Genomic DNA, 18233 nt, shown 5'->3' with positions numbered 1-18233 from the left:
AGAAAAAAATATATTATAAATAGAAAGAGTTTTCTTAAATAAAACTCCTTCTAATGTGTAAGTTACGAAATTAAATCTAAAAATTCTTCCCTCGTAATCCGTCCTAAATAGTGGCTGATATCCACATCTTTGATCGCTTCTTCAATATGCTCCCGGTTGTGCTCCACACCGATCAGCAGATTTTCGATATCCACAACTTCTCCTACTCCAAAGAAGTCGCCGAAGATTTTCGCATGTTCAATGCGGCCGCCTTTAACTTCTAAACGCACGTCAAGCAAGCCTGCATCGTATTTGTGAGAGTTGTCGTAGTTATATTTAGGGTTTTTGCCGTAGTTCCATGCCCACGTCTGATATTTTTCTTTAGACAGCTGGTTAATTTTCGCCCAGTCATCATCTGTCAGCTTGTATTCTTCGACGTTGTCTAAGCCGCCGAATATATTTGCAAGAATCCTTTCTTTAAATTCTTCTATATCTATTTTTTCATCTAAATAATCATTGATATTCCCGACTCTGGCACTCACCGATTTAATGCCTTTTGACTGAATTTTTTTCGGGTTTACTTTCAGTGCATTTTGTACTTCTGATATATCACTTTCCAGCATTAATGTTCCATGTGAGAACATACGTCCTTTTTGTGTGAACATCGCGTTCCCTGATACTTTTTTACCGCCGTCTATTTCTATATCATTACGCCCCGACAGTTCAGCGTCAACGCCCATTTCTTTCAAGGCATCGACAATCGGCTGTGTGAATTTTTTAAAGTTGTGAAAGCTGTTTCCGTCGTCTTCTGTAATAAAACTGAAGTTCAGATTTCCTTCATCATGGTACACTGCCCCGCCGCCTGATACTCTTCTGACCACTTTAATCCCGTGCTCCCTAATGTACGGTTCGTTAATTTCTTCTATTGTATTTTGGTTTTTCCCGATAATGATCGACGGCTGGTTTACATAGAAAAGAAAGTAAGAGTCATCCGTCGGAATTTCTCTTAGTATATATTCCTCCATCGCCAGATTAATCATCGGATCTTTGATGTCGTTGTTTGAAATAAACTTCATTGTATTTTCCCCCTGGTACATAATAAAAGACCTGCCTCCATTATAAAGGAAGCAGGTCTTAAAATCATATTTTTATTTGTTTAATATTTTTTCTGCAGTGTCTTTTGCGGTCTGCACACAATCCGGCAGTCCGACTGCATAATGCGAGGCACCGATTAAGTGCAGTCCCGGATAGTTTTCTGTTGCGTATTTTTGAATATCATCAATAATATACTTATGTCCGACAAAATAATTCGGCATCGCATTCATCATCCGCGTTACAATCGTGAATTCTGGTTCACCGTCGAGATCCATAATTTTATCGAGGTCCTCTCGTGCCAGACGGACGATGTCTTCATCCGACTTCTCATGGACGATAAAGTCACCGGGGCGCCCTACATAAGCGCGCAGCAGTGCCTTGCCTTCAGGTGTCGAGTGTTCCCACTTCTTATTCGTCCATGTACATGCAGTAATCGATGTATCCATATTTCGGCTGATTACGAATCCAGTACCTTCAATCGTATTTTTCACCTGTTCTTCATCAAAGGCCATTACAACTGTCGCAACACTCGTTGCTTCCATATGCTTGAAGTACTCAAATTCTTTATCTTTAAACCAGCGCTTGTACTGGAAGTGCGGTGTCGTGACGATGACCTCATCGTAATGATGCGTGCCGCCGTCAGCTGTAAGGTCGTAGCCGTCTTCAGTTTTTTCAATCGCAGTGACATCGAAGTTAAAGTGAATCTGTCCGCCGCGTTTTTCGTTTTCGCTGACCAGCCGGTCGATAAACGATTGCAAACCATTTTTAAATTGCAGAAATGCTCCGGTTTTCGTTTTAGGCGCTGCCGGCTTATCTTTTTTCTCAGCAATTAAGCCTTTCATCAAACTGCCGTACGCCTCTTCTGTTTCTTTAAAGTTCGGATAAGTCGACATCAGGCTCAGCTGATCTATATCCGTGCCGTAAACACCAGCTAAGAGCGGTTCGATCATATGTTCCAGAAGATCATCCCCGAAACGCGCACGGAAAAATTCTCCTACTGAAATATCTTTATATAACGGCATGGCAGGTTTTAGAAAATCGAGTCCTGCCCGCAATTTTCCCGTCCAGGAGACTAAATCAGTCGTCAAGAGCGGTGAGAGCGCCATAGGTACACCGAGCATAGTACCTTTTGGTACCGGAGACAGTTTGTTTTTAGCATAGATATATGCCTGGCCCGTCTGATTGCGGACAAGTGTATCACCAAGTCCCACTTCATAAGCGAGTTCTGTCATGACTTCTTTACGCGCTAAATAAGACTCAGGTCCGAGCTCTATCGTATAGCCGTCTCGGCTATGAGTATTGACTTTGCCCCCGGCCCGGCCTGATGCTTCAAATAAATCAACAGTCAGATCCTTGCCTTCTTTAAGCAGATAATGCATTGCTGATAATCCTGTAATTCCTGCACCTATGATTGCTACTCTTTTCACACTTAACGCCTCACTTATTACAATTTAATTAATTCGTTCACCATTACCTGAATGAATCTCGCATCTGTATTCGGCATATCCGGTCTGTGATATACCGCACCGATTTCATCAGTCACTACTTTACATTCATAGTCGTTGTCGTACAGCACTTCCAAGTGTTCACATACAAATCCTAAAGGAATATATACGAAGTGTTTAAAGCCGTGTTCATTAAACAGATCGCGCGTTAAATCCTGAACGTCCGGTCCAAGCCATGGATCAGGTGTATTTCCTTCCGACTGCCAGCCGACAAAGTAATGTCCCTTATTGAACTGTTCTTTAATTAAATCTTTTGTTGCAACGAGCTGATCTGGATATGGATCGTTATGCTCTTTAATTTTTTCAGGCAGACTGTGCGCGCTGACAACAATCGCTGTCTGATCCGCTTCATCAGCAGGAATATCTTCTTTAAAAGTTTTCTCAAGTGCATCGACCCAAAAATCGATAAACGGCTGCTGCTGGAAGAACGCCTCTACAGATTTTACAGTCAGACCGTATTTCTCAGCTTCCTCCGCCGCACGTTTGTTATATGACCCGACAGAGAAATTTGAATAATGCGGTGCAAGGACAATTGTGTGGATTTCTTTAATGCCCGCTTCACTAATTTCTTTTACCGTGTCTTCAATGAAAGGATGAATGTGTTTTAAACCGATAAACAGTTCATACTCATCATCGCTTTGTTCATTTAAAGTTTTTACTAACGCTTCCGCTTGGCGTTTAGTCGTATCTGCCAAAGGAGAAATTCCGCCAATTGCTTCATAACGGTCTTTTAAATCCTGAAGTGCTTCTTCACTCGGCTTTCTGCCGTGTCTGATGTGTGTGTAATACGGTTCAATGTCCGATTCTTTATAAGGTGTGCCGTATGCCATTACTAATAATGCTTTTTTCTCTGCCATTTTTAAAATCACAATCCTTTACTGTGTGTATGTACTAATTCTGTCAGTCGTTTTAAAACGTCAGGGCTGACTTCAGGGAAGACGCCGTGACCCAAGTTGAAAATATGCCCTGTTCTATTTCCTTCTTCAACGATTTTCTTAGCGCGTTCTTCAATAATTGACCAGTCGGACAGCAGTATTGCCGGGTCTAAATTCCCCTGCAGCGCTTTTGTAATGCCGAGTTCTCTCGCTTCGGTAATTGACATTCTCCAGTCAAGTCCGAGCACATCACTGCCGAGCTTATCCCACTCAGTTGCCAGGTGGCTGGCACCGACTCCGAAAATAATCACCGGTACATTTTGTGCTTTAACTGCACTGATAATACGTTTCATACCTGGTGCCAGGTAATAATTGTAATCCGCCTTATTCAGCGCTCCGCCCCAGGAGTCGAAAATTTGGATCACACTTGCACCCGCTTTAATTTGTGCAGTTAAATACGTGATGCTCGTTTCTACCAGTTTATCCATTAATTTAAACCATAATTCAGGATCGTTATACATCATCGTTTTCGTACGGTGATAGTTTTTAGACGGACCGCCTTCAATCATATAGCTGGCAACTGTAAATGGTGCCCCGCAGAAACCGATTAATGGTACGTTAAGTTTCTCCTGAGTTAAAATCTGAATTGCTTTGTACACATAATCCAGATCTTTAAATGGATCCAGTTCACCGAGTTTTTCAACATCATGAATCGTGCGGACAGGATTATCGATTACCGGGCCGATTCCAGATTTGATTTCCACATCGATACCGATTGGTGCGAGCGGTGTAATAATGTCCTTATACAGTACTGCTGCATCGACATTGTAATTATCTACAGGTGTCGCTGTGAGATAAGCAGTCAGTTCAGGCTGTTTTGTAATTTCGATTAAAGAATATTTTTCTTTAACCTTGTTGTATTCCGGCTGGGAACGCCCGACCTGTCTCATAAACCATACTGGTGTATGTGCTGTCTTCTCCCCGCGAGCTGCTCGAATGAGCGTATCATTAAACACAGTGGTACCCCCTAATATCTTATATATTCATACATTAACACATTTTATCACATTCTTTAGAACAATTATTATTTGTGCAGCACTTGTCAATAAATCGTTCTATTTAAGATGTGTTTAACATTGTATTGTTTAAGGTATAGAGTAATTAACATTAAATAATAGAGGTGAAGGATATTGTATCTGCACATTACAACAGGAACATTGGACTTTTTAAGCACACTGCAGGAAAAAAATCCTCAGACAACACTGAGCGCACGAGGTTCTGAAGCAGTTTTATATTATGAAGACGATCAGGAAAAATCAATATTTGAAACAAATATGACCTATGAAGTGATAAACGAGAGCGGGTCACTGGATGAAGAAACACCGATGTCTGTATTTTACATACCGGCAGCCGGCGACGGGACCTACTCTTTAAGAGGCCACTTGTCCGACTTTGCCGATGAGCTGAAAACTTTAAATGGACTTGTTTCTTTCCGTGTGGGTATCAGCCCGCGCGATGAGAATTATCTGGTTCTTATTAAATGGGCGGACACAAGTCTTTATAATGACTTTAAGCACACGGATACCTTTGAAAAATATTTAACATCTGAAGCTTTGAAGAAATTCCGCAATGAAGAATCTCTCTTCGGTGACTATTTATCTTCCAAAATGTATTACACTGTTGAAGATAACGAATATACAGACGAAGAAAAAGAAGAGCTGGGCGATTAATCGCTCAGCTCTCTTTCTTTTTTATAAATTGATTTAGATAGTATTCTGTTCAGCACATAACCCCAAACAGGGAAGAGAAATGCATAGAAAAACTCTGCAGGCTGGGTCACTATAAACATTACAGCAAAGATCAGCGTAATGATAAACACAACTTTATGTGAATAGCTGATGTAGCTTTTTTGTATATAGGCTCTCTTGACCGGCCATACTTTCGGCCACAGCAAGTATGCTTGTGCGGTATATATTTGAGACATCTGAAGCACAATTAAATAGATACCAAACAGACTGAATATCAGCGACACATATATATTACTGATCCAGAAAATTATAATGAAAAATAATACGATAATGCGCAGCACGATCATCGGCAAATCGTGATCCCGCATGAATGACCGGTAAAATAAATACTCGTACATATATTTTTTGTTAAACTTGTCTGCTTTTGGCGTCCATAAAAAGACGTCGAGAAATCGTCTTCTTTTAAAGGCCTTGTCGATCCGCTTCACATTCGTAAACATGCTGACCGTCTGGTAGTACTGTTGCAGTGCTTCTTTTTCATATTGCACGTAATCCAGCCAGGATATCGTATTATAGGACTGCTTCTTCATGATTGCAGTAAATATAACGATGCACAAGAGCGCTGGAGCGATGAAATAAGGATGCAGCAGCACCAGCAGCAGAGAAATAAAATTTACGGCAATTAAAACTGCCGTGATCAGCCATTTACCCGCTCCCGTATTGACAGACAGCCTTCTGATATTAAAGCCGCTGAAATATAAAAGTGCTGCCAGTAAAAAGAACAATACAATCGTTGTCAGACCGTGGCCGATAGATAAGAGAATCAGTACTGCAACAGCAGTGATTACCGGCAAGGCCAGGCCGAGCGACAGACTGTAAAGATTGGCCCGCTTAAAGTATGCAGTCATTTTCTTTTCGTAAGGCGGCAAAAACAGCATATCCGCTTCTTTTAACAGCGTCCTGTACTTCGGCAGCAGTACAACTGCCATTAGAATCGCACAAAGTGCATCGATATAAATACTCGGACTGAGCGTCTCTCTTAAGCCCAGCAGTGTATACAGCAGCACACCCCCTGCAATCATCAGAAAGACGAGGAAATGGCTGTTAAATATAAATTTGCCGTAATAACTCCTGATCTTTATATCTTCTTCCATTCTTGTGTTAAACAGTTTACTGCTCATGGCTGTTCCCGCCAGTCAGCTGTATATACACATCATCCAGCGAACCTTCATGCAGTCCGGTTGCCGTACGCAGCTCATCGAGTGTGCCGTCCGCAATTTTACGGCCCTGATCGATGATGATGTATCGGTCGCAGTAGCGTTCTGCCGTCGCTAAAATATGTGTACTCATTAATATTGACCGGTTTTTATCGCGCTCAGATATCATGAGTTCAATCAATGATTCAATACCGAGCGGATCAAGTCCGAGAAAAGGTTCATCGATTATATACAGTTCAGGTTCAACGATAAACGCACAAATCAGCATCACTTTCTGCTTCATGCCTTTTGAAAAATGACTCGGAAAAGTGTCTTCCTTGTCTTCCAGACGGAAACGTTTTAACAGCGGTCCTTTACGCTGGTCGACTTGCTCCGGTGTTAAACCGTAAGCCATCGCTGTCATGTTAATATGTTCTCTCAAAGTCAATTCTTCGTATAATATTGGCGCTTCCGGAATATAGCCCATATGTCTGCGGTATGCTTCCACGTCATTTTCAATCGTTTGATCCATGACTTTTACATTGCCCTTGTGCGGTCTTAGAAGACCAAGGATATGTTTAATTGTCGTACTTTTACCTGCACCATTTAAACCGATCAGGCCGATAATTTCGCCCGGCTCAATCTTAAAAGAGATATCGTGAATGACAGGTTCTTTCGAATACCCGCCTGTAAGTTCATTTATTTCTAAAACCATCATCTGACTTCCTTTTAAATAATTCTAATTATTTGTATACTGATACTTAAGTAAAACTATATCATAAGTTTTTAATGGAGGATATTGAGATGAATAAGACAATCTTTGAAAAAATTATCGACAGAGAGATTCCGGCAAATATCGTATACGAAGATGATCATGTAATCGCCTTTATGGATGCCTTCCCTATCGTTAAAGGTCATACATTAGTCGTACCGAAAAAAGTGATAGAAAATATTTATGATTTGGATGAAGATACCGGTGCCAAAGTAATGAAGACAATTACTAAAGTTGCCAATGCAGTTAAAGATGCCTTTGAACCTGCCGGCTTAAATGTCGTACAGAATAATGGCGCATACGCTTCACAGTCAGTGTTTCACCTGCACTTCCATATCATTCCGCGTTATAAAGAAGAACACGACGGTTTTGGCTATAAATGGGTCAGCACAGCAGATGAAAATAATACTGCAGAAGTTCGCACAGAAATTGAAGCTGCAATTAAAAACAAATTAAGTGAATAAATATATATTAATGCGGGTATATGATTTGAGATAAGGATGTGAATGTATGAAACTTAAAAATATCGGTGTAGGATTTGCAGTCGGCGTCACAGGCGGCATGCTGATTTCCTTTTTAAATGCACCTAAATCAGGAAAAGAATTACAACAGTCATTAAAAACCGGTTCAAATGATTTAAAATCACAAATGGACCAGCTTAAAATTGAAGGTGAAGAAATTAAAAATTCTTTCCTCAAAACAAAACACGAATCAAGTGAAGTCTTCTCCACTCTCGGTGATGAAGTTAAATCGATGATTTCGAACTTCCAAGCGGACATTAATCCAAACATCGAAAGACTCCAGTCTAACATCGAAAATATTTCCAACAAAGCTGATTCTGCTGTGTCAGAAATGACCGGCGACAGTAAAAAAGATGAAGACAGTAAGGAATAATCATTAAAAACTGAATATTTACAAAGACCGGTGTGTTTTAATTTGTGCACCGGTCTTTTTATATGATATATTATGCCTTGTATATGCAACTGGGAGGAGAAATTTGATGAAGAAGAAATTAGCGCCATTTATATTAGGTTTAGGTTTGGTCAGTCTAGCTGCATGCAGCAATGACAGTGAGGAAAATACTGATTCAGCATCGACTGAAGAAGGCGAAGTTGAATTCGGAGACGTTCTCGCAACAAGCGATGCGGGTGAGATTACTTCCGACGACGTACTGAATCAAATCGGTACAAATCAAGTCGCAAACCAAACATTCCAGCTTGTATTAGATCAGGTTCTAACTGATAAATACAGTGAAGAAATTAATATGGACGAATTAAATGACCAGATAGATGCTGAAATTGAACAGTACGGCGGTGAAGATAATTTCCAGATGATGCTGCAGCAATCACAGCCTGGAATGACTGTCGACGCATACAAACAGCAGCGTGTATCAAATGCTTTAAATGATTTATACTTCGCTGATTATTTTGAAATTACAGATGAAGAAGCATTTGACAGCGTCAGAAAAGCATCACACATACTTATATCATTCGGTGAAGAAGGCGAACAAGCCGCTGAGGGTAAAGATGCTGAAGAGCCTCTGACTAAAGAAGAAGCAAAAGCACAAGCTGATGATTTAAAAGCACAGCTGGATGACGGTGCAGACTTCGGCGAATTGGCGACTGAGCATTCAGATGATACAGGCAGTGCTCAGCAAAATGGTGATTTAGGCTATGTCAGCGAAGGACAAATGGTTGAAGAGTTTGAAACTGCTCTATTCGGCCTTGAACCTGGAGAAATCTCTGAACCTGTTGAATCACAATTCGGCTATCACATTATTTTAAATGAAGACGCTTCGCTCGAAGATACACCGGCAGAAGAACTGCGTACGATTAAAACACAAATCGTTAACCAGAATATCCAGGAAGATCCACAGGCAGCTTTACAAGGCTACCGCGATCTAATGGAAGAATATAATGTCTCATTCGAGAATGAAGAAATTCAAACTTATATTGAAGATACATTCTTAAATGCTGACGAAGCTTTAGAAAATGCACAGCAGGAAGACGCTTCAAGTGAAGAAGAATCTGAAGGTGCACCAACTGAAGAAAATGCTGAAGAAGAAGAGGCAGCAGAAACTGATGAATCAGAAGAAGCAGATTCAGAAGAAGACGCTCAGTAAATTTAACTCAATCACGGTATAAAAAAAGGTGCGCCGCAATTATTTTGCGGCGCACCTTTTTTCATTTGAATCATTAAAAGCTTTCTGGACGGTAAAAATTACGCGATTCCAGCGGGAAAATTCTTTCAGTAAACTTACCTTTATCTGCCTTTTCGATATGTTTATCCATCATCATCACACGGGCATCGATATTGTCGATAAAGTGCAGAATTTCTGCTTCTTTAATCATCGGCACTTTTGGTGAGCCGTATTCCAGCTTACCGTGATGGCTCAGTATTAAGTGTTTTAAAAGCATAACCTCTTCACCTTCGATATTCAGCTGGTCAGCAACTTTTGTAATTTCTTCAGTACCAATTACAATATGGCCGAGTAAGTTTCCTTCATTTGTATACGTCGTACCAATCGGACCGCTCAGTTCTTTCACTTTACCTAAGTCATGCAGTATAATTCCGCTGAACAGCAAGCTTCTGTTTAAAGACGGGTAAATGTCGCATAAGGCATCTGCTGTTCGCAGCATATAATACACATGATATGCGAGACCAGAAACGAAGTCATGGTGGTTCGTCATGGCTGCTGGGAAGTATGAGAACTCTTTACGATACTTAGTCAGCAGCTGGCGTGTAATACGCTGTAAGCTGCCATTTTCTATCTTCAGACAGTAATCTAAAATTTTATCGTACAATTCATCGCCGTCTATCGGCGCCTTTTCAACGAAGTCTTTTGCCTCCAGTCCGTCTTCAGGTGTTGCAAGACGGAAGTTGGCAATTTTCATCTGCTTCTTGCCGCGATAGTCGATGATATCACCTTTCACTTTTACAAGCGTCTCAGGTATAAGGACTTCAATATCTTTAGTCGACACGTTCCAGTGCTTCGCTTCTACTTCACCGGTTCTGTCCTGCAGCACGATTGTCATGTACGGTTTACCCTGGGTCGTTACACCCTGCTGACTGCGTTTAATGAGGAAAAATGTATCTACTGAATCTCCAGGCTGTAATGATGAAATATTATTCACTACTTAACCCTCCTACTTCGTTTTTTCTTTCAATTTAATCGTTTGGGCAGATGGGATACTTGTATTTAAATTACATGTAAAGTACAGCACCTGATCATCTGTTTTACTTCTAAAGTAATCAAGAATCGTTTTTGTACGTTCGCTGTCGAAATGAACGAATGCATCGTCTATAATAATCGGCAGCTGATAGTAGCCTTTTAAGGCTCTGATAAGGCTGAGACGCAAGCTGATGTACAGCATTTCTTTCGTCGACTGTGACAGTTCCAGAGGATGGAAAATCTGACCGTTTTTATGTTTAACATAAATGCCCTCTTCATTGTAGATAACATTAATATAGCGGCCTTTAGTCACAAACTCAAATGTTTCCCTCGCCTCTTCAATAACTATCGGCAGCCGTTCGTCTTTAATCGCTTTAATATGTGTCTCGATTAAAATACGGATGTATGTCAGGGACATATATTCCTCCGCCAGACTTTGCACAACGCCTTTACGCATACCGTACAAGTGATTGAGCTCACTCAGCTTGCCGTCGCTTTCGAGCACTTTAATTTCGTTATTAATTTCGACGAGCGACTGCTGTTCCAGCTGAATTTGTTCGTTTAGATTATCAATTTGACCATTAATATTGTCCTCATCTGTTTTCAAATCAGCGAGAAGCCGTCCCGACAACTCATTTCTCATATCGTAATCGAAATGCTCTTCGTCGAGTTTATCGCTCAATTCTTTAAAGCTGTTGACATTATTCACATATTCATTATGCTTTCTAGCATAGTAATAGTACTCTTCTTCATCATCTGCATCGACATAATCGAGCAGCTGATTCAGTTCCTTTTGAGATGTTCTGTTACGCTCTTCCAGCACTGTAATTTCATTTTCCAATAAGTCAGCCTGTTCACGCAGACTGTAATATCTCGACTCATCTTTACTTAATTTAGACGCAAGCTGTGCCGCTTCATGGAAAACTGAAGTCTTATTGTAATGAATGCCTAAGCCGCTCACTTCTTCGCTGACACGGCTGTCAAAGTCATTCAATTGTTTATAAAGATTATTTCTCGATTCATCTTCTTTGTTAATCTGATGGCGTTTTTGTTTAATCTGACGAATCGTGTAAATCGCATCGACGATGTATTTATCATCGAGTTCTGGATTAACTTTTAATTTATTTTTAGCTTCTGACAGCTGGGTATTTAAATGATCCTGACTCGCCTCATTGACTGAAAGCGTTTGTTTTAAATCATCCAGTTTAACAGAAAATGAATTGCGCTTCCCTCGGAGGCCTTTCAGTTCCTGTCTTAAATCTTTGGCATCATCGATATCAAAGTCGAGATTATAGCCGTCTTTTAAATCATCGATATTCTGCTGCAGATTTTCAACTTCCTGCTGATAATCTGTCTTCAGTGTGTCCTGTTCCCGGTTATTCGTTACTACGAGTATAAACAGTGCTGCAGCACCGACAGCGAGTCCAAGACCGCCGTATAAGTAACTGTTGTTGATGATAAACATGACACCGATAGCAATCGCAACAACACTAATTGAAATAATAAGTGCCGCCTGCCAGTTTTTCACTCTGTCGCGTTCTCGTTTTTCACGTTCGTAATCTTTCTCAATCAGCTGATACATCCGTTTTTTCTCTACAAGTTCAAACTCCCGGTCCAGTACTTCCCGTTTCTTTTTCATTCTCGTATCATCGATCTGATTTTTTTCGGATTCTTCAATTTCTGCATCCAGCTGTTTAATATCTGCTCTTAAATGATCGATTTCACGAATTAAATACTGCTCTTCCAGCATAATTTCATCGTATTTCGATAAGAGAGACTGGACCGATTCCCTGACGATATTAGAATCATCAACGTCAGGATGTTCCTGCTGCCAGCCGATATCTTTTTGCAGATTAAGAATATCACTTTCTAAATTCGAAATTGAATTTGTCAGCCGCATGACTTCCAAATTCTGCTGCTTAATTTCAGGCTCTTCTTTTTGCAGTGCCTCCAAGTAGCTGACTACTGATTTATCCGGCAGTTTAACATGCTGAATTTCCGCTATGAGTGTTTTCAGCTTCTCCTGGCGAAGACCGATATCTTTAGCAGACTGTTTAACATGGTTGCGGAGTGATTCATAACGTTCTATACCGCGTTCAGGGAAGTTGACCGGTTCTATGTTCAACTTGCTTTCAAGCTGCTTCCAGTCCTTAATATCCTTGTGATACATAACTTCCTTCATCTTTTGTTTGCGAATCATTTCCATCTGATTCAGGCCATGTTTTTTAGCATTTAAACTTTCCAGCGTTTTCAGCTGATCGTTAATCAGCGATTTATACTCTTCTTCATTTTTTTCAAGCGTTCGAATTTTACCGCTTAATTCATTCAAATCCTGTAGTTCTGTATTAATCACAGGGTTAATGCCGTTTCTCTTGTACAGGGATTTCAGTTCCTTGTCGATGGCACTGAGCATTTCATCATATTCGTGAGAACCGAGCGCACCAGCACGGAGTAAATATTCCTGCAGTTTGTCTTCTGTCATATTCTTATGAATATCCTGAAGGCCGAGCACGTCAAATGAAAATATAGAGCGGTAGGTCCGCTTATCTATATAGTTCAATTTTTTAGTCAGCCATTCCTCACCTTTACTCGTTCCGTCTTTGAAGTAAACTTTCACATCACCCTGAACTTTACCTTTAAGACGTTCAATCTCAACAGGTTCTGGTTCGTCTTTAAATTTCACAGTCAGCTTGCCGCCGTATAAATTGTGCATACGGGGCTCCCGTCTCGGCTCCTGTTCTTTCTTTGTAGGGAAACCGAATAAAACCGAGTGAATAAATGACATCATCGTCGATTTACCTGCTTCATTTTCACCGAATATCTGCACGAAGTCCTGATTGGTATTGAATTCCTGTTTTATAATTTTACCGTAGCCGTATATATTCACCGATAGGATTTTCATATTTTCACTACTTCCTCATCAACATTTTCAGACGTTCTTCGCCCATTTTAAGAAGTTCATCAGGCGATACTTCATTAATTGGGGGCAAGTAACGGTTAATATTTGGGTCCATATATAAAGTATTGACCGCACTTCTGAATAGTTCTTCATTATCTGAGTAACTGGATTTAATATCTTTTAAAAGTGCAATCTGCTCTTCATTATTATACGTGACGTTCAGATTATCAATCCAGACAAACTGGTCGATATCCACTTCATCTTCTTGCAGCAATTCCATCAGTTCAGCATAATCACTTTGAGAGATTTCATCTTCGCCGTCATAGTTGAGCTGAAGATTGACAATATATTTGCTCTGTTCTCTAAGATTTTGTTTAAACTCAACAATTTTTTGATACAGCGCCTCTTTTCTTAGTGTGTCAGTATCAAGTTCAAGATTTTCAAAGATCACTTCTTGAACGGGTACAAAGTCAGTTCTTAAAGATACGTCGTCACCTTGAACGAGCAGGAAACCTTTTTCTCCGGTTTCATTTTTATGACGCCCTTGAATGTTTCCTGAATAATGAACTTGGGGCAAGTCTGACAGCTGTGACCGAACATGTATATGTCCGAGTGCCCAGTAGTGATAAAGCTTATTATTCAGCGCCTCCAGATTAAACTCGGTATAGCGCTTGGCATCGTACACTGTTTTAGCATAAGTGCCGTGCAGCAGGCCGATGTGAATTCCCCGGTTATCAGTATTGGTCGGGTATTCATCCAGTTTGTTCTCATATGATTCGTCCAGCAGATAACTGAAGCCGTGGAGGTAAACACGCTCGCCTTTTGAACTCAGCATTTCATAAGTTTCTACATTTTCTTTAAATACCGATACGTTATCGGGCCAGGTTGTTTTAAAACCTGACGAAATTGGATCGTGATTGCCGTGAATCATGTAGACGAATATACCCTTTTCTTTTAATCGGCTAAATTCCTTTTTAAGGAAAATTTCTGATTTTAAAGAGCGGTTCGACTGATCGAAGACATCGCCGGATATAAGTATAAAATCAACATTTTCTTTTATCGCGAAATCGACCATGCGCGATACGCTTTTATATGTACTTGTCATTAATATTTCCAGTATATTATTTGGCATTTTAGACCGGGATTTAAACGGACTGTCCAGATGCAGGTCTGCCGCATGGATAAATTTAACCATAAGGGTCACCCTTTCATATCAAAAACTCTATTCCTCAATATTATAACAAAAATGAGAGGCCGGCACGGCCTCTCATCTCTTTTTTCTAATTATTGATTGTTAATTTGGTAAAGCTCTTCAATCGGCTTCATAATTACACGGTTTAAATCCTGGATAAGCTGGCTCATTTTTTGTTCAGCTTCCATTAAACCTTTAATATTTTCATCGTTCTCAATTTCTTGCGCTGAAGTTTGAGCTTGCTGAATTTCTTCTTCTAAAAGCTCTTCACCCTGCATTTGTTTTTGCTGTAAAGTCATTTGAATATCTCTAAATTCATCAAACATTTTTTTAGATTCAGGATCCTCATTTACTTTGCTGTAAAGTTCCTGCATTTGTTGAAATTCTTCTGATTCACGTAACGCACTTTCAAGTGCATTCGCCTGATCGTATACATTAACCATTAATATAAAACTCCTTTTAGTTTGATAGTGTTACATTAACACAAATTTACTATTTAGAAAAACAATACTATTACACCTTGTACGACTCCGACAATTCCGCCGAGCACATAGCCGAGCAGCATAATCATTTTGAACTCTTTATTGGCAACATCCATGACGAGCGATTCCATTTTGGAAAGTTCAAAACTGTCGATTTGTTTTTTAATCACTTCAGCCAGCTGCAATTTATTCATGATCTTGCTCATATTTTTTCCTGAATACTCGATAAAGTTATCTTTCAGCTGGTATTTTCCATAGTTTTTAAAACGGTCAAACAGTTCTTTGTTAAAGTCTGTAATCGGTGTGTTTAATATTTCTCTAATATCAATTTTTTCCTGCAGCACCTTGATTATACTGTTTAAAATATTATCCAGATCTGAATGCGTCGTCAGTTCCTGCAATTCGCTCTGCTTTATTTTATTATATTCATCTTCAATCACGCGGTTTTCAATATTAATCATTTTTTCCTGCTGAATGAGTTTCAGCAGTTCGGACTGAACACGTTCAGTGAGCGAGTCTTTCGTCATAATGTACTTCAAACTCCGTGCCAGGCGGCCGCGGTTTTCTGTAAGCTCATCCACCATAGTGTAAATATCGCTGTATCCTTTATCCGATGATATATATTGAACCAATTTGTCATTGATATCATAAGCCAAATGCGCAACTTTGCTGTCGACAGCATTTAAAGCGTCCGGCGGCATTATATCGTCAATGGTTCTGCCATAGAGCTTATTGCCTTCTTCAGACACTTTTAAACGTATTTCTTCATTAAAAGATAAAACAATTTTATCAGTCAAGCCTGAAGACAATCGTTCTAAAAAATATGACGGTGTCAGACGTTCTGTCTCAATTGTTTCTATTTGTCTGTCAATGAAATGCATAATCAATTGATCAGTTTCCGGACTCTTCAGTTTTTCTTCGAATACTTCCGGAGTTAATAAGTGACCCGTAATGATATCGCCAAGTTTAGCCGAAGCTTCCTCACGTCTCATTGGAATGACGCCCGGTGTAAACGGCAGCCGTTTGCCAAATAAATATTTGGCTTCGTACGGTCTAAAAAGCATCTTAATTGCGATTGTATTAGTCATTCCCCCGATCAGTGCACCGATCAGTGCCATCAGAAGAACCTGAATGACTGGATTCATATTCTCACCTCTTATTCAACTACATAACTATATATTACTATTTACATAAATAAAAGAAAAAGCACCCTGCTGGGTGCTTTAATTTATCGATTGCTTTTACGTTCAAAGTAAGTGCGTATTTCTCTTTCAATATAAGATGCGTGAACCGGCTGGTTATTTGCATTTAATACTCTGTAAATAGAATTTGTTTTGTTGAATTCCATTTTGTAACCGTTATTCGATTCGAGTGTTTCCCAGTATATATTTTCTTTATCATAGTTTGGGTATATCGCTGAGCCGCGTGACAACACTTGTGTCAGCTCCAACGGATCGCCGCCAAAAATATTCGTCAGTACTTCACTATCTCTAAACAGTGCACAAAGCGAAACACATGTTGTCCAGTTAGGCAAGATCCGCTCTTTTTCTATTTGTACCAGCGTCTTTTTGGATAATCCAATGGTATGACTCATAGCATCCTGGGTGTATCCAGCCTCCGTTCTTACTATCTTGAACTTCGACTGTAGAATTTCTGTAAATTCCTGCTTATCCATTAAAATCGTCCCTTCATAGCACTGCGATTAAAACTAATCAATCATGCTCGTATATCAATTTACCTGATATACATTGTAATTGATAATCATTACATTTTAAAGAGATTAGGAAAAAATTCACTAATTATTCACTATTGAACATTTTCTTTCATTCTGCTTAAAAACAAAAAAAGTATGAATGAGAAGTCTCAGTTCTCATTCATACTTAGATGTACTTATTTATTTACAATTTCACCTTCGACATATTTACTTTGTCCTTTAATGAACTTGCCTTCTTTAACGTTTTGCTGGTGATCAATGACGAGTGCGATTGTCGCATCACCTGTAATATTGACTGATGTACGAGTCATATCAAGCAGACGGTCAATACCGATAATAATACCGATGGCAGCAGGATCAAGTCCAACCGCTGTCAGTACCATCGCCAGCATAACAAGGCCGACACCTGGTACACCTGCTGTACCAATACTAGCAATCGTCGCGATAATAACAACTGTCGCCATTTGGCCGATTGTTAAATCAATTCCGGACAGCTGTGCGATAAATACTGTCGCCACCCCTTGCATAATTGCTGTACCGTCCATGTTCACCGTTGCACCTAAAGGCTGTACGAAAGATGAAATACTCTTTCTGATACCTAATTTATTCTGTGCAGTTTCCAATGATACCGGTAATACGGCACTGGATGATGATGTACTGAATGCCACTGTCATCGCAGGCATAAACTGTTTAATAAACCATACGAAACTATGTTTACCAAGGAACTGTACGACAGAACCGTACACTACTGCAAAGTGAATGAATAGTGCCAGCAGCACACAGATAAAGTACATACCGAGCTGCTGAATTGCGCCGAAGCCCGCCTGTGTAAATGCTGTTGCGACTAAACCGAATGCACCGAGCGCTGCAAAGTATTTCATAATCGCCAGTACAATCCACATGATCACTTCATTCGCCTGTTCAAACAGCTTAATTATACCGCTTGCTTTTTCTTTAACTGCAATTAGTCCGACACCGATGAAAATAGCGAAAGCGATAATCTGAAGCATGTTCTGCTCCGCCATTGCCATAAATAAGTTATCCGGAATGATATTAATTAATGTCTGGTCAAACGTCGTTTCCATAGCGAGTTCTGTATCTCCGCCTTCAAGTTCAGTCGAGCGGTACTCCGATACTTCTTCGGTATTCAGTAAGTCCGCCTGACCTTCACCCGGCTGGAGTACTAATGCAATCCCGATTGCTAATGAAATTGCAATCGCTGTTGTTGCTAAGTAAAAGATCATTGTTTTGATTCCGATTAATCCTAATGTTTTCGGGTCGCCGACACTGACAACACCAAGAACTATAGAGATGAATACGACAGGCACTACAACCATAAATATAAGGTTTAAGAATATCTGTCCTAAAACGTTAAAAATATACTGATCTATCCATTGTACCCAAGCGGCATCCGCCATTGTATTAAATATTGAACCCACTGCTATACCGGCAATTAAAGCGATTACAATATAGAGTGTGAGTTTGTTACCTACCTTCATGTGTATCCCCCTTAACTTATATCTCTGAATATATATCCAAGTATACTTTGCCGTTTACAGATTTGTCCATAAAAATAAGAATGAAATCTCTAACAAAGCCCTTGA

At 39.9% G+C, this 18233-nt stretch carries 17 protein-coding genes; 4 read left to right on the top strand and 13 right to left on the bottom strand.

Features of this window, described 5'->3' with window-relative positions:
- Positions 1–62: 62 nt before the first annotated feature.
- The 4 genes from lplA to hemE all read right to left on the bottom strand — a co-directional run bounded on the left by lplA (position 63) and on the right by hemE (position 4470).
- Complete coding sequence (lplA, locus tag IEU81_RS00370) at positions 63–1055, bottom strand: lipoate--protein ligase (RefSeq protein ID WP_186089767.1); 993 nt, start codon at positions 1053–1055, stop codon at positions 63–65.
- 72 nt (positions 1056–1127) lie between these two features.
- Positions 1128–2501, bottom strand: a complete 1374-nt coding sequence (hemY, locus tag IEU81_RS00365; protein WP_186089765.1) for a protoporphyrinogen oxidase — start codon at positions 2499–2501, stop codon at positions 1128–1130.
- A gap of 17 nt (positions 2502–2518) precedes the next feature.
- On the bottom strand, positions 2519–3436 hold the full coding sequence (hemH, locus tag IEU81_RS00360; protein ID WP_186089763.1) for a ferrochelatase: 918 nt from the start codon (positions 3434–3436) through the stop codon (positions 2519–2521).
- 8 nt (positions 3437–3444) lie between these two features.
- On the bottom strand, positions 3445–4470 hold the full coding sequence (hemE, locus tag IEU81_RS00355) for a uroporphyrinogen decarboxylase (RefSeq protein WP_186089762.1): 1026 nt from the start codon (positions 4468–4470) through the stop codon (positions 3445–3447).
- A 174-nt stretch (positions 4471–4644) separates the two neighbouring features.
- On the opposite strand from hemE, the gene IEU81_RS00350 reads away from it, so the two are divergent.
- Complete coding sequence (locus IEU81_RS00350) at positions 4645–5184, top strand: hypothetical protein (protein WP_186089760.1); 540 nt, start codon at positions 4645–4647, stop codon at positions 5182–5184.
- Here the strand turns inward: IEU81_RS00350 and IEU81_RS00345 are convergent.
- Positions 5181–6383 (bottom strand): ABC transporter permease, encoded by a 1203-nt coding sequence (locus tag IEU81_RS00345; RefSeq protein ID WP_186089759.1) that lies wholly within the window; start codon positions 6381–6383, stop codon positions 5181–5183. The two genes, IEU81_RS00350 and IEU81_RS00345, sit on opposite strands and share 4 nt — an antisense overlap.
- Entirely contained in the window at positions 6373–7113 is a 741-nt protein-coding gene (locus IEU81_RS00340; RefSeq protein ID WP_186089757.1) for an ABC transporter ATP-binding protein, read from the bottom strand. The genes IEU81_RS00345 and IEU81_RS00340 overlap by 11 nt, the downstream gene beginning before the upstream one ends.
- A gap of 89 nt (positions 7114–7202) precedes the next feature.
- Between IEU81_RS00340 and IEU81_RS00335 the strand changes: the two genes are divergently transcribed.
- From IEU81_RS00335 to IEU81_RS00325, 3 genes are all read left to right on the top strand, one after another.
- Entirely contained in the window at positions 7203–7634 is a 432-nt protein-coding gene (locus IEU81_RS00335; RefSeq protein ID WP_092599015.1) for an HIT family protein, read from the top strand.
- A 46-nt stretch (positions 7635–7680) separates the two neighbouring features.
- Positions 7681–8064 (top strand): YtxH domain-containing protein, encoded by a 384-nt coding sequence (locus IEU81_RS00330; RefSeq protein WP_092599012.1) that lies wholly within the window; start codon positions 7681–7683, stop codon positions 8062–8064.
- Between the two features lie 106 nt (positions 8065–8170).
- Complete coding sequence (locus IEU81_RS00325) at positions 8171–9292, top strand: peptidylprolyl isomerase (protein WP_186089756.1); 1122 nt, start codon at positions 8171–8173, stop codon at positions 9290–9292.
- Positions 9293–9365: 73 nt separating this feature from the next.
- Here IEU81_RS00325 and yhaM read toward each other — a convergent pair whose 3' ends face one another.
- The 7 genes from yhaM to IEU81_RS00290 all read right to left on the bottom strand — a co-directional run bounded on the left by yhaM (position 9366) and on the right by IEU81_RS00290 (position 18128).
- Positions 9366–10304, bottom strand: a complete 939-nt coding sequence (gene yhaM, locus IEU81_RS00320; protein ID WP_092599006.1) for a 3'-5' exoribonuclease YhaM — start codon at positions 10302–10304, stop codon at positions 9366–9368.
- Positions 10305–10316: 12 nt separating this feature from the next.
- Complete coding sequence (locus tag IEU81_RS00315; RefSeq protein WP_186089754.1) at positions 10317–13244, bottom strand: ATP-binding protein; 2928 nt, start codon at positions 13242–13244, stop codon at positions 10317–10319.
- 7 nt (positions 13245–13251) lie between these two features.
- A complete protein-coding gene (locus tag IEU81_RS00310) occupies positions 13252–14436 on the bottom strand; it encodes a metallophosphoesterase family protein (RefSeq protein WP_092599000.1) in 1185 nt (394 codons plus the stop codon).
- Positions 14437–14525: 89 nt separating this feature from the next.
- On the bottom strand, positions 14526–14876 hold the full coding sequence (locus tag IEU81_RS00305; protein ID WP_092598997.1) for a YlbF/YmcA family competence regulator: 351 nt from the start codon (positions 14874–14876) through the stop codon (positions 14526–14528).
- 53 nt (positions 14877–14929) lie between these two features.
- A complete protein-coding gene (locus IEU81_RS00300; protein ID WP_092598994.1) occupies positions 14930–16060 on the bottom strand; it encodes a DUF445 family protein in 1131 nt (376 codons plus the stop codon).
- Positions 16061–16143: 83 nt separating this feature from the next.
- Complete coding sequence (locus IEU81_RS00295; protein WP_186089752.1) at positions 16144–16590, bottom strand: helix-turn-helix transcriptional regulator; 447 nt, start codon at positions 16588–16590, stop codon at positions 16144–16146.
- 215 nt (positions 16591–16805) lie between these two features.
- On the bottom strand, positions 16806–18128 hold the full coding sequence (locus IEU81_RS00290) for a dicarboxylate/amino acid:cation symporter (RefSeq protein WP_092598988.1): 1323 nt from the start codon (positions 18126–18128) through the stop codon (positions 16806–16808).
- Positions 18129–18233 lie beyond the last annotated feature (105 nt).

Origin of the sequence: Jeotgalicoccus aerolatus (genome assembly GCF_014635205.1) — a bacterium.
Lineage (GTDB): Bacteria > Bacillota > Bacilli > Staphylococcales > Salinicoccaceae > Jeotgalicoccus > Jeotgalicoccus aerolatus.
Note: the sequence above shows the minus strand (reverse complement) of the source record. Positions and strands in the feature narration are given on the sequence as shown.

Excerpts from the sequence above, each read along its gene's own strand:
- IEU81_RS00345 (WP_186089759.1), bottom strand. The coding sequence starts at position 6,383 with ATGAGCAGTAAACTGTTTAACACAAGAATGGAAGAAGATATAAAGATC.
- IEU81_RS00300 (WP_092598994.1), bottom strand. The coding sequence starts at position 16,060 with ATGAATCCAGTCATTCAGGTTCTTCTGATGGCACTGATCGGTGCACTG.
- IEU81_RS00315 (WP_186089754.1), bottom strand. The coding sequence starts at position 13,244 with ATGAAAATCCTATCGGTGAATATATACGGCTACGGTAAAATTATAAAA.
- IEU81_RS00325 (WP_186089756.1), top strand. The coding sequence starts at position 8,171 with ATGAAGAAGAAATTAGCGCCATTTATATTAGGTTTAGGTTTGGTCAGT.
- IEU81_RS00295 (WP_186089752.1), bottom strand. The coding sequence starts at position 16,590 with ATGGATAAGCAGGAATTTACAGAAATTCTACAGTCGAAGTTCAAGATA.
- IEU81_RS00340 (WP_186089757.1), bottom strand. The coding sequence starts at position 7,113 with ATGGTTTTAGAAATAAATGAACTTACAGGCGGGTATTCGAAAGAACCT.
- IEU81_RS00335 (WP_092599015.1), top strand. The coding sequence starts at position 7,203 with ATGAATAAGACAATCTTTGAAAAAATTATCGACAGAGAGATTCCGGCA.
- IEU81_RS00290 (WP_092598988.1), bottom strand. The coding sequence starts at position 18,128 with ATGAAGGTAGGTAACAAACTCACACTCTATATTGTAATCGCTTTAATT.
- lplA (WP_186089767.1), bottom strand. The coding sequence starts at position 1,055 with ATGAAGTTTATTTCAAACAACGACATCAAAGATCCGATGATTAATCTG.
- hemH (WP_186089763.1), bottom strand. The coding sequence starts at position 3,436 with ATGGCAGAGAAAAAAGCATTATTAGTAATGGCATACGGCACACCTTAT.
- IEU81_RS00305 (WP_092598997.1), bottom strand. The coding sequence starts at position 14,876 with ATGGTTAATGTATACGATCAGGCGAATGCACTTGAAAGTGCGTTACGT.
- IEU81_RS00330 (WP_092599012.1), top strand. The coding sequence starts at position 7,681 with ATGAAACTTAAAAATATCGGTGTAGGATTTGCAGTCGGCGTCACAGGC.
- IEU81_RS00310 (WP_092599000.1), bottom strand. The coding sequence starts at position 14,436 with ATGGTTAAATTTATCCATGCGGCAGACCTGCATCTGGACAGTCCGTTT.